An 11,937-nucleotide genomic window follows, 5' to 3' on the forward strand; every position below is an offset into this window, starting at 1 on the left:
AGAGGGGAGTGACCCATGGCTTCTTATAGTCCACTAACGAAAATCCTGATGATCTGCGGTCTGATGCTGGTGCTGGTCGGTCCGCTGTTGATGATTCAGCTGAAGATCGATGAACGCCAGGATCGTGCGCGGCTGGTGAGCTACGAAATCAGCAACCAGTTCGCCAAGGAACAGACCTTATCCGGGCCGCTGCTGATGGTGCCGCGTGTGCGGGAATACTGGGCGACGGAGAGCACTCGCGATGCTGTCGAGGAAGAAGCCGCGAGCCCGCGCCGCAAGCTGCGCCGTGATCTGGATCGTTATCTGCCGGATACCCTGAACATCGAGGGTAATCTGCAAAGCCGCATGCTGTACCGTGGTATTTACGGTACGCCAGTGTATCGAAGCGTGCTTGAACTGGAGGCGCATTTTCCGGAGGAATGGCTGCGGGCCGCCAAGGCCGATGCTTCCATCATGTCGTCCGGCACACCACTGCTGGTGTTTCGGATTGGTGACTTGCGTGGCCTGGTGGAGCGTCCGGTATTACGTGTCGGCGGGCGGACGTTGCCGCTGGTGGAACCCGCGTCGATGCCGCCCATTCTGCAAGGCGGTGGCGTGGTGGCGGCGCCATTGCCGGAGGACCTTTCCGGCCCTTTCACGGTCCATCTGCGCTTGAATTTGAACGGTAGCACCAGCCTGGCGGCGTTGCCCATGGCCAAGGAAACGCGCATGACCCTGCGTGGCGACTGGCCGCATCCGAGCTTCTCCGGATTGATGCTGCCGGCGGAGCGGGAGGTCAGCGAGAACGGTTTCATCGGCCGCTGGCAGACCAACAGCCTGGCCGCCTCAAGCGCCATCGACTGTATTCAAGGCAACGGCCATTGCGGGGATCACAACCAGTACCTGCGTGTCGATCTGGTACAGCCGGTCACTGGTCTTCTCTCCAGCGAACGGGCTTTGAAATACAGCTTTCTGATCGTCGGACTGACCTTCGCCGCCTTCTTCCTGTTTGAAGTGATGCGCCGGGTGGCCATGCACCCGATGCAATACATGCTGGTGGGGTTGGCGCTGGCGATGTTCTACCTGCTGCTGGTGGCGCTGGGCGAGCATGTGGATTTCGTCTGGGCTTATGTGTCGGGCGCGGTGGCCTGCGTGGGGTTGATCGGGGTGTATCTGAGCGCGGTGTTGAAATCGAAAGCGGCGGGCTGGGGATTTGCCCTGGCGCAGCTGATCGTGCTGGGGTTGTTGTTCGGCATCCTGATGGCCGAGGACTACGCGCTGCTGATGGGCTCGTTGTTGCTGTTCGCGGCACTGGCGGCGGTTATGATCCTGACCCGCCGGGTCGACTGGCATGGGCTGGCTCAACGCGAAGGAGCATCATCATGAGCGTGCGCCGCGAACACGCGCTGCGCCTGCGCGGCCTGATCGACGGTGGGGTCTGGCAACAGACTGAAGACGAGTTGCAGGGGCTGCGGCGGCGCTACCCGGGAAACGCCGCCCTGTGCAGTATCGAGGGGATCTATTGGGCACGGCGCGGGGACTGGCCCCGCGCTCTGTGTCGCTTCCAACGCGCGCTGGTATGGGATCGGGATGACGCCAACACGGTGTTCAACCTGGGCGTGACCTGGTGCCAACTGGGCGCGCCGTTACGGGGGCGGCTGTTGATGGATTACGCGGAACAGTTGGCGCATGAGCAGCCTCGTTCGGTGCCGATCACATGGCGTCTGCCCGACCCGGCGCCGGAATCGTTTCCGTCCGTTGTGGAAAGGGCGGCCACCAGGCGAGTACCCGGCCTTGTTCGATAATCGCCAGGTCACCGAATTGCAGCAACACGAACTCGCTCTGGGTGGGACGGAAGAAGATCTGGTCGTCCTCGCGCAGGGCGGTGGTGGGAGGGCCGTTGAACATCATCTGATTGGTGCTGATACCGTACACCGGATTGGCACTGATGCCTTCCGGTGAGGCCGGCAAGGCCTTCCAGGCGCCGCCGTAGATGAAATAGGTTTCCCGCCGGTTCGGGTTCCACCAGGACCAGGCCTCTCCGAGCGGCAGCGGTCCCGGCAAATTCAGCCCCGGTAGCCGTTTCAAAACCGGGGCGGCGATAAAGGCGGCGGGCTGGAAATCCGTCAGAGTATCCAGGTCGAAGTCGGTGGGCTTGAGCAGACAAGAGCCGGCGGCCAGTTCATTGAGCGGCGAGTCCTCACCGTGCAGGCGCAGTGTGGGGCTGCCGGCGCCGTTGAAGGTCAGCGATTGTGCCCGGTAGGCCGGTTCCAATTGGTACAGGCGGTCGATAAAGGCGCGATAGCGGTCCTGGGACTCGCGCAGGCTGGTATCGCGCCCTTCGATCCAGCCCGGCAGCTTGCCCACCTGGGCGTCGTAACCCATGAAGCCGCTGAAGGCCAGATGTTCGGGATGGGCGTGGATCAACGTCAGCAACTCGTCCAGTTGTTCGGCTTCGGTGAGGCCGCCACGATGCAGCCCCACGTCGATTTCCACATTGATAAGCAGTCGCCGGTCCAGACGTTGGGCCAGGGCCAAATACTGCCGCAGACGGCCCATGTCATCAATCAGCCACTGTAATTGCCGATCCGGATCAAAACCGTTCTCGGGGAGCGTCTGATAAAACAACGCCGCGGCACTTACGGGCATCGGTTTGCCCAGCAGCAGATCGCAGTCCGGCTCCGCCGCCGCCATGGCGGTGATGAAAGGTTGGTGAAACACCATCACCCGGCGTGTTCCGGTCAGCGCCATGACTTCGCGTACCAGCGGGATACTGGGCAGGGACTTGGCGACGATACGATAGTGCCGGCCTGCTGGCAGCCCGGCCACCAGTTGCGCGCAGTTGGCGGCCAGCCGTTCCCGGTCAATCAGCAGCAAAGGCCGCCCCGGCCCGTCGCGCAAGGTGTCGTTGAGCTTCTGAAAGTAGGGCGCATGGGGGTGGCCCTGGTCTCCGGGTTTCAGCCACCTGGCGAGGATAGCGGTGCCGGCGAGGCCGATGAGGAAATGGCGCCGTTTCATACTGGCTTCTCCGTGCCGCCGAAGATTCGGTGCAGATAGGGGTTAAGCATCCTGCCCTTGGGGTCGAAGTGACGACGCAATGCCAGGAAATCGTCGAAGCGCGGGTAAAGCCTGCGTAGTTGATCGGCGCCCAGACTGTGCAATTTGCCCCAGTGTGGCCGTCCGGCGTAACGATGGAAAACCGGTTCCACGGCATCGAACAGTGGGCGGTGATCCTGCTTGTAATACTGGTGCACGGAAATACTGGCGCCGGCCCGTTCGCTGAACATGGACAACAGGGTGTCATCGGCGGCGGTATAGCGGTACTCGATCGGAAAGAACACGTTGATGTCCTGATCTCGGATTCGCTCACATACCTCGCGCAGGCAGTCCAGGCCATCGTCGGCGGGCACCGTGTACTCCATCTCATTGAACCGCACTGTGCGGCGATTGGCGTAGATCTGATGGGCCGGCCCCTGGCGTTCCTCATCGCTGACGAACAGCGTCACCAGTTTCTGCAGAGTGGCGGTGAGCCAGGGAGCCCGCAGGCTCAGCTCACAGACCATTTCCAGCAGATCATTGCTGTCATCCTGAAGCAGCGGCTGATCTTCCTGATCGGTGAGCTCCATGGTCTTGACGATGGCGGTGCGGCCAAGGGGGAAGGCGAAAAACTCGATATTGCGATAGCGGTCCCGATTGGCACCGACGAAGTCGATGGCGTTGTCCAGTGGCAGGGTCCAGGTATGTTCCCGCAAACGGTAGGCCGGCTCGCTATGCAGGGTGACCCGGGTCACCACCCCAAGGGCGCCGAGGCCACAACAGGCGGCCTGGAAAACGTCACCGTCCCGCGCGCTCAGGGACACCGTTTCACCATCCGGACGCACCACCCGCAATGCGCTTACCTGGGCGCTGAGGCAAGGCAGGGTGATGCCGGTGCCATGGGTGCCGGTGGCGATGGCACCGGCCAGGGACTGCAGGTTGATATCCGGTTCATTGCGGAAGCTGCGACCAGCCTGCCAGGCCTGGGCCGCCGCCGCGCCCAGCCGGGTGCCGGCACCGAAGGACAAGTGGCCGTTGTCGTCCTGGTCACTCAGGCCGTTGATGGCTTCCAGGGATATCAGGGTGTCATCGGTGGGCACAATGGGGCTGAAGGAGTGGCTACCGCCGAAGGCACGCACGGTGCCGCTGCTTTGGCGCAGCAAATCGATCAACTGGTCTTCGGCGGTCGGAAAGAGCAGTTGTTCCGGTGTCACGCTCTGGTTGCCGGACCAATTACTCCAGGACGGGGGTTGTCCGGCCCGGCCGCGGGCGGGAAGCGGCAGAACGGCGGCGCCGGTGGTGGTGAGCAGGGCCTTCAGCAGGGCGCGACGCGATAAGGGTGGCAACATGAATGATCCTTACTGTTCTTTTTATGGTACCAACGTACCACAAAAGAGGCTCTGCATGTCAACGTAAGGCTTTCACGGCATTGGCGGCCTCGGCCGCGGGTAATGGTATCTCAGGGATAGCGGACGCCGGTGAGTGCTTCGGATTGCTCCCACAAGCGTGCCGCATCGGCGGCGTCACGGGCCCGCTGGCTGGGGTGGACCAGTGTGGGCGGGCCCACGGCTTCCCTGAGGTAAGCAGGGCCGTAGTAGCCGCCGCCCTGAACCTGTGGGCTGGTGGCGGCATAGAGGGTGGGGGCGGCGCCGCGGGCGGCGCTCTGGGTGAACAGGGGCCACAGCCAGCGGGCAACATAGCCGACCCCGAACGGACTCTCCCGGGCAACCCCGGACTCCGCCAGATTGGTGCTGGCGAGCCCCGGGTGACAGGCTACGGAGAGCGTTTCCGCTTCCGTCGCGCGCAAGCGCCGCTCCAGTTCCAGAGCGAACACCAGATTCGCCAGCTTGGCCTGGGCATAGGCCCGTTGCCGGCCATAGCGGCCGTCCAGTTGCAGGTTATCCAGGTGCAGACGTCCGGCTTTGTGAGCCAGGCTGCTGACGGTGACGATGCGGGAATCCGGTACTTCGCGCAGGGCCGGTAACAACAGACCGGTCAAGGCGAAGTGGCCCAGGTGATTGACGCCGAGCTGGCGCTCAAAACCATCCTCGGTGTGGCCCTGGCGCAGCCACATGACGCCGGCGTTGTTGATCAGCAGATCCAGGCGTGAGTAACGCTCGCGCAGCGTATCGGCGGCGCGACGCACGCTGTCGAGGCTGGCCAGATCCAGTGCCACGATCTGTACTTCGCCGCGCCCGCCGGTCTGTTCCCGGATTCGTTCCCGGGCGGCTTCCGCCTTGGTCGGATTACGACAGGCCATCACCACCCGCGCCCCCTTGTCGGCCAGCGCCAGGGCGGTTTCGAAGCCGATGCCGCTGTTGGCGCCGGTAATCACCACGGTGCGGGCCTGTTGGTCCGGAATGTCTTGCGGGCTCCAGCTCATCATCGCATCCTCCGGGGACAGATCGCTAATTGATGCCGAGGCTGTCCCAGATTTCGTCCACCCGTGCTTTCACGGTTTCGCTCATGGTAATGGCGCGGCCCCATTCCCTGTCGGTCTCGCCGGGCCATTTGCTGGTGGCGTCCAGTCCCATCTTCGAGCCCAGTCCCGCCACCGGGGAGGCGAAATCCAGATAGTCGATGGGCGTATTGTCCACCAATACGGTATCGCGCCGGGGGTCCATGCGGGTGGTGATCGCCCAGATCACATCCTTCCAATCGCGGGCATTGACGTCATCGTCGCAGACAATGACGAATTTGGTGTACATGAACTGCCGCAGGAACGACCACACCCCCATCATTACCCGCTTGGCATGGCCGGGGTACTGCTTCTTCATGGTCACCACCGCCATGCGGTAGGAGCAGCCTTCCGGCGGCAAGTAGAAGTCCTCGATCTCCGGGAATTGCTTCTTCAGGATCGGTACGAAAATCTCGTTCATCGCCAAGCCCAGCACCGCCGGCTCATCCGGGGGGCGGCCGGTGTAGGTGCTGTGATAGATCGGGTCGCGGCGGTGGGTGATGCGTTCTACCGTGAACACCGGGAAACGCTCCACCTCATTGTAATAGCCGGTGTGATCGCCGAAGGGGCCCTCGTCGGCGTATTCGTTGGGATGGATGTGGCCTTCCAGCACGAACTCGGCGCTGGCGGGAACCTGCAGGTCCGAACCGATGGCTTTGATCAGCTCGGTCTTACCGCCGCGCAATAGTCCGGCGAAAGCGTACTCACTGAGAGTATCCGGTACCGGTGTCACCGCGCCGAGGATGGTGGCCGGATCGGCGCCCAGCGCCACCGCCACCGGGAACGGTTTCCCCGGGTGGGCCTGGCGCCATTCCTGGAAGTCCAGGGCGCCGCCACGATGGCTCAGCCAGCGCATGATCAGCTTGTTGCGGCCGATCAGTTGCTGGCGGTAGATGCCCAGATTCTGGCGTTCCTTGTTGGGCCCCCGGGTGATCACCAGCGGCCAGGTCACCAACGGGCCGGCGTCCTCCGGCCAGCAGGTCTGGATCGGCAGTTGGAACAGGTCCACGTCGCCGCCTTCAAGGACCTGTTCCTGGCAGGGCGCGCTGCTCAGCAGCTTCGGCCCCATGCTCAGGACCTTGCGGAAGATCGGCAGTTTGCTCCAGGCGTCACGGAATCCCTTGGGTGGCTCCGGTTCCTTGAGAAAAGCCAGCAATTCACCCAGTTCACGCAACTCCGCGACGGAATCCCGGCCCATGCCCAGGGCCACGCGCCGTTCAGTGCCGAACAGGTTGCCCAAAACCGGAATCGAGAACCCCTTGGGGTTTTCGAACAGCAAAGCCGGGCCGCCGGCTTTGAGAGTGCGGTCGCAGATTTCGGTCATCTCCAGGCGTGGATCCACGGCGGCCTTGATCCGCTTCAGTTCGCCATGTTGTTCCAGTTGCTGAATGAAGTCGCGCAGATCGCGGTATTTCATGGGTGATTTACTTTTCCGGTCAAAGTGATAGAAAAATGTGAACACTATGTTGCCACAGTCCGGGTGTACAATAACGCTTCATACGCCGTCACCCACAACGGGAGGATGAATCGTGGCATGGTTATGGTCAGGGAAGATGCTGGTGCTGTACACCTTCATCGTGTGCGGGACCTATGTGCACTTCCGCGGTCGGATCCGGCATTCATTCAGCCGCCAGTTGTTGGATCATTCCACCATCATGGGGCCCTATAACTGCTTCGTTTACGCCACCAGTGATGTGGACAATACCCCGTTGCTGGATCGTTCCGCCTTCCCCGATCTGGATCTGCTGCGCGACAACTGGGAAGTATTCCGCGACGAGGCCATGAGGCTGTTCGACGAGGGTTATATTCGCCAGGCCGCCAGCGATAATGATCTGGCGTTTCATTCGTTTTTCCGTACCGGCTGGAAACGCTTCTATCTCAAATGGTACGACGATTCCCAACCTTCCGCCGAGGCGCTCTGCCCCCGTTCGGTGGCGCTGGTCAACCAGGTGCCCAGCGTCAACGCCGCCATGTTCGCGATGCTGCCCGCCGGCGCCAAGCTGGGAAAACACCGTGACCCGTTCGCGGGCTCCCTGCGTTACCACCTGGGCCTGGTGACCCCCAACGACGATCGTTGCGCGATTTACGTCGACGGCGAGCGGCACGTCTGGCACGACGGCGAGGACGTGGTGTTCGATGAGACCTTCATCCATTGGGCGGAAAACAACACCGATCAGGATCGGCTGATTCTGTTTTGCGATGTGGAGCGTCCGCTACGCTACCGGTTCGCCACGGCGATTAACCGGATATTCAAGAACGTGGTAGTGCGCGCCACCAGCACGGAAAATGTGGAAGGCGACCGCGTTGGTGTCTTGAACAAGGTCTTTGACGTGGTTTACAAGGCCCGGGCCAAAGCCAAGGATCTGAAAAAGCGCAACCGCGGTCTCTACTATATTCTCAAGTGGCTGATGATCGGAGCCTTGTTCTACTGGCTGTTCGTCCGCTGAATCCGGCTGCAACGTCTCTGTCATGAAACTGGCACGATTCCGACATCGTGCCTTCACCTCTCCTGCCTAGCCTCCTAGCGAACCCAGGCTCGCCCCGCGCGTCGGCATGCCGGTCGCGCGGGTCCCAGGAACTCCAGAGAGGCGACGATCATGTCTGACAAAGTCGTGGATAGAACGATCGAGAACAACCCCGAAGAACCGGTATCCAACTTCACTTCCAATCGCTATTTCGCCGATATCATCCAGGCCCGTTACTCCCGGCGCACCATGCTCAAGGGCTCTCTGGGCGCCGCCGCCGTGACGTTCCTGGGGGCGGGCCTGGTCGGCTGCGGGGGTGACAGTGACAACGACGATGATAATGGTGGCGATGGTGGTGACGGCACCCCGCCGCGCCTGTCCTTCGACGCCATCGCCACCAGCCGCCAGGATGCGGTGGTGGTGCCCGAGGGGTATACCGCCAAGGCGTTCGTGCCCTGGGGAACACCGATTCTCGGTAGCTATCCGGCTTATATGGATGACGGCGGCAACACCGGTGCCGATCAGTCCATGCAGGTGGGTATGCACCATGACGGCATGCATTTCTTCCCCTTGGAAGGCAGCTCCGAGCATGGCTTGCTGGTGATGAATCACGAGTATGTTGATCAAATCACCCTGCACCCCAATGGCCCGTCGGAGGGGCCTCGTCCGCTTGATGAAGTGCGCAAGGAAATGGCCGCCCATGGGGTGTCGGTCATTGAAGTACAGAAAAGCAGCAACGGTGATTGGGAAGTGGTGCCTTCCGCTTTGAACCGCCGTATCAACGCGTTTACCGTGATGGCGCTGCGTGGCCCCGCACGCGGTCATGACCTGGTGAAGACCGCCTTCTCTCCGGAAGGAACCCGTACCCGGGGCACCATCAATAACTGCGCCAATGGCTTCACGCCCTGGGGCACCTACCTGACCTGTGAGGAGAACTGGCCGGGTTATTTCCATGTGCGGATGGATCCGCAGCCCCGTCATTTGGCCCGTTACGGTGTCACTGGCTGGCAGGGATACCATTGGTACGACGTTCTGGACGAGGACAGTGATCTGTACACCCGGTTCCAGCCCAGCGAATCCGGTGACGATGCTACCCAGGATTTTCGCAACGAGCCCAACGGCTTCGGCTGGATCGTTGAGATCGACCCTCACGATCCGGACGCCATGCCGATCAAACGGACCGCATTGGGGCGTTTCTCCCACGAAGGGGTGGTGTTCGCCGAGCCCAAGGTGGGCGAGCCGATGGTGTTCTACTCCGGTGACGATGCCCGTTTTGAATACATCTACAAGTTCGTTTCCAAGAATCTGTATCAGGAAGGGATGACCGGCAACGATCTGATGGACGAAGGCATCCTGTACGTGGCCCGTTTCAATGACGACGGCAGCGGTGAATGGCTGCCTCTGTCCATGGGGGATGACGGCTTCGTCGCCAAAATGAACGCCGCGGTGGGCACCACCGTAGGCAGCATCGAATTCGATGAGCCGTTCGCGGATCAGGGCGAGCTTCTGATCAATACCCGTCTGGCGGCGGACATTGCCGGTGCCACCCGCATGGATCGCCCGGAGTGGGGCGCGGTGTGTCCGCGTACCGGCATGGTGTACTTCACGCTGACCAACAATTCCAATCGCACGGAAGACGATACCGACGCGGCCAACCCGAGAGCGGCCAACCAGGTGGGCCAGATCATTCGCTGGCAGGAAGATGGCGCGGCCTCGGCCTCCACCTTCCAATGGGATCTGTTCGCGCTGGGTGGCCACCTCGAGGGCTCCGAGCAGGAGGGGCGCAGTCTGGTGGCCGATGCCGCGCTGACCGCGGAGAACATCTTCTCCTGCCCGGATGGGTTGTGGTTCGACGGCCGTGGTCTGCTGTGGATTCAGACCGATATGTCCGGTTCCATGCAGGACGGTTCCAGCGACCATGGGGATTTCGGCAATAACCAGATGCTGGTGGCGGAACCGGATACCGGCCTGATCAAGCGCTTCCTGGTCGGGCCGACGGAGTGCGAGGTCACCGGCATTACCATGACGCCGGACCATAAGACGCTGTTCGTCAACATCCAGCATCCCGGTGATCGCTCCGAGCCGGGTGACTTCACCAGCCACTGGCCGGATGGGGGCAGCAGCCGGCCGCGCTCCTCCACGGTGGTGGTCACCCGCGATGATGGCGGGGAGATCGGCATCGCCTGATCGGAAGAGGTCTCTTGCCAGCCGCGACGCCCCGCTTGCCGGGGCGTTGCTGCTTCTGGGTCAGCGTTCCTCGAAGGACTGGTAGAACAAAGCCAGTTCGTCGATCAGGGTCCGCACCGCCGGCAGCAGCCCCCGCCGTGATGGAAACACCGCGTGGATGATATCCCGGCGCGGTGCCCAGTCCGGCAGCAGATGAATCAGACTGCCTTCTTCCAACTGCTGGCGCACGGCCAGCAGCGGTAACTGCACCACGCCCACTCCCGCCACCGCGGCCCGGCGCAAGGCGATCATGTCGGTGGTGACGAAGCGGGGATGGTGAGGCACGGTGGCTTTGTGTTCACCGGGGCCGTACAGCACCCAGACATAGCTGGGTTGCGGACTACTCAGTGCCAGACTGGGCCATTCGCCCAGGGCCTCTGGCGCTGCCGGCAGCCCGTGGCGTGCCACCAGTGCCGGCCCGGCCACCATTGCCGGGTGGCGGTCCGACAGCACCTTCAGCACCAGATCGCTGTCTTCCAATGGCGGTGGCCGTACCCGGATCGCCACATCGATGCCCTCGTTGATCACATCCACGCGCCGGTTGGTGGCTTCCAGATGTACGGTGATCTCCGGATAACGGGTCATGAAATCGGCCAGGAAGGTGCCGATGTGCACGTGCAGAAGGGTGACCGGACAGGTCAGCCGGATCACGCCTCTGGGGCTGGCCCGAACACTATCAATGGCGTCCTGGGCCGCCTCCGCTTCCACCAGCATGGCCTTGCAGTGGTCGTAGTAGGTGCGCCCGATTTCCGTGACGGAGAAGTGCCGGGTGGAGCGGTGTAGCAGGCGCACGCCCAGGCGTTCCTCCAGCGCCGCCACGCGTCGGCTGAGTTTTGATTTGGGCTGTCCGATGGCGCGGCCGGCGGGGGCGAAACCGCCGTGCTCCACGGTCTTCACGTAGTAATAGAGGTCGTTGAGGTTTTCCAAAATCAGGCTCGCTACTGTTCCAGTAATGGAACACTGAATGGCAATTTTGCTATCTACACGGCTTGGAGTCCTATTAATAGCATGATCGTCAAGATGTTCGCACTCGCGACATCTTGATCCTTCGACGAGGTTGTCGACAGCGATAACCCAACGGGCAAGACAAACCAATTGAGGAGATTGATCATGGGTAAGCAATACAACCGTTTGAATAAAGACGATGCCGCCGTGTTATTGGTTGATCATCAGGCGGGCTTGTTGTCGCTGGTTCGGGACATCGAGCCGGACAAGTTCAATAACAACGTGCTGGCACTGGCGGATCTGGCCAAGTACTTCAATCTGCCCACCATCCTGACCACCAGCTTCGAGGACGGTCCCAATGGCCCGCTGATCCCGGAGTTGAAAGCACTGTTTCCGGAAGCGCCGTACATCGCCCGGCCGGGTCAGATCAATGCCTGGGATAACGAGGATTTCGTCAAGGCGGTGAAAGCCACCGGCAAGAAGCAGCTGATCATCGCGGGCGTGGTGACGGAGGTCTGTGTGGCCTTTCCCGCGCTGTCGGCGCTGGAGGAGGACTTCGAGGTGTTCGTGGTCACCGACGCTTCCGGCACCTTTGATCCGCTTACCCGGGACGCGGCCTGGGATCGGATGTCCGCCGCCGGTGCTCAGCTGATGACCTGGTTCGGTACCGCCTGCGAATTGCACCGGGACTGGCGTAATGATGTTGAAGGTCTGGGGACGTTGTTCTCGAAACATATTCCGGATTACCGGAATCTGATGACCAGCTACAACACGCTCACCGCCGGCAAATAACCCGGTATGAAAACACGAAAGGCCCGCTTCCTCTGT

The 11,937-nt window shown here is 61.9% G+C and carries 10 protein-coding genes; 5 read left to right on the forward strand and 5 right to left on the reverse strand.

Going from position 1 to position 11,937, the window contains the following annotated elements:
• Positions 1-15: 15 nt before the first annotated feature.
• Both creD and A6D6_RS11050 read left to right on the forward strand, forming a co-directional pair.
• Positions 16-1,365, forward strand: a complete 1,350-nt coding sequence (creD, locus tag A6D6_RS11045; protein ID WP_159660765.1) for a cell envelope integrity protein CreD — start codon at positions 16-18, stop codon at positions 1,363-1,365.
• Complete coding sequence (locus A6D6_RS11050; protein ID WP_133490053.1) at positions 1,362-1,784, forward strand: tetratricopeptide repeat protein; 423 nt, start codon at positions 1,362-1,364, stop codon at positions 1,782-1,784. The genes creD and A6D6_RS11050 overlap by 4 nt, the downstream gene beginning before the upstream one ends.
• Here A6D6_RS11050 and A6D6_RS11055 read toward each other — a convergent pair.
• The 4 genes from A6D6_RS11055 to ubiD all read right to left on the reverse strand — a co-directional run bounded on the left by A6D6_RS11055 (position 1,693) and on the right by ubiD (position 6,890).
• A complete protein-coding gene (locus A6D6_RS11055) occupies positions 1,693-2,997 on the reverse strand; it encodes a DSD1 family PLP-dependent enzyme (RefSeq protein WP_159660766.1) in 1,305 nt (434 codons plus the stop codon). The two genes, A6D6_RS11050 and A6D6_RS11055, sit on opposite strands and share 92 nt — an antisense overlap.
• On the reverse strand, positions 2,994-4,364 hold the full coding sequence (locus A6D6_RS11060; protein ID WP_133490055.1) for a D-arabinono-1,4-lactone oxidase: 1,371 nt from the start codon (positions 4,362-4,364) through the stop codon (positions 2,994-2,996). Before A6D6_RS11060 ends, A6D6_RS11055 begins: the two co-directional genes overlap by 4 nt.
• A gap of 110 nt (positions 4,365-4,474) precedes the next feature.
• A complete protein-coding gene (locus A6D6_RS11065) occupies positions 4,475-5,401 on the reverse strand; it encodes an oxidoreductase (protein ID WP_133490056.1) in 927 nt (308 codons plus the stop codon).
• A 22-nt stretch (positions 5,402-5,423) separates the two neighbouring features.
• Positions 5,424-6,890: a 4-hydroxy-3-polyprenylbenzoate decarboxylase gene (ubiD, locus tag A6D6_RS11070; RefSeq protein WP_133490057.1), complete on the reverse strand. Its 1,467-nt coding sequence runs from the start codon at positions 6,888-6,890 to the stop codon at positions 5,424-5,426.
• 112 nt (positions 6,891-7,002) lie between these two features.
• On the opposite strand from ubiD, the gene A6D6_RS11075 reads away from it, so the two are divergent.
• Together A6D6_RS11075 and A6D6_RS11080 are read left to right on the forward strand one after the other, a co-directional pair.
• Complete coding sequence (locus A6D6_RS11075; protein ID WP_236564082.1) at positions 7,003-7,920, forward strand: aspartyl/asparaginyl beta-hydroxylase domain-containing protein; 918 nt, start codon at positions 7,003-7,005, stop codon at positions 7,918-7,920.
• Positions 7,921-8,070: 150 nt separating this feature from the next.
• A complete protein-coding gene (locus tag A6D6_RS11080; protein ID WP_159660767.1) occupies positions 8,071-10,125 on the forward strand; it encodes a PhoX family protein in 2,055 nt (684 codons plus the stop codon).
• 60 nt (positions 10,126-10,185) lie between these two features.
• On the opposite strand, the gene A6D6_RS11085 is transcribed toward A6D6_RS11080, so the two are convergent.
• Positions 10,186-11,091 (reverse strand): LysR family transcriptional regulator, encoded by a 906-nt coding sequence (locus A6D6_RS11085; RefSeq protein ID WP_159660768.1) that lies wholly within the window; start codon positions 11,089-11,091, stop codon positions 10,186-10,188.
• A 183-nt stretch (positions 11,092-11,274) separates the two neighbouring features.
• Between A6D6_RS11085 and ycaC the strand changes: the two genes are divergently transcribed.
• Entirely contained in the window at positions 11,275-11,901 is a 627-nt protein-coding gene (ycaC, locus tag A6D6_RS11090; protein ID WP_133490060.1) for an isochorismate family cysteine hydrolase YcaC, read from the forward strand.
• Positions 11,902-11,937 lie beyond the last annotated feature (36 nt).

The organism is Alcanivorax xiamenensis, from assembly GCF_009846745.1.
Lineage (GTDB): Bacteria > Pseudomonadota > Gammaproteobacteria > Pseudomonadales > Alcanivoracaceae > Alloalcanivorax > Alloalcanivorax xiamenensis.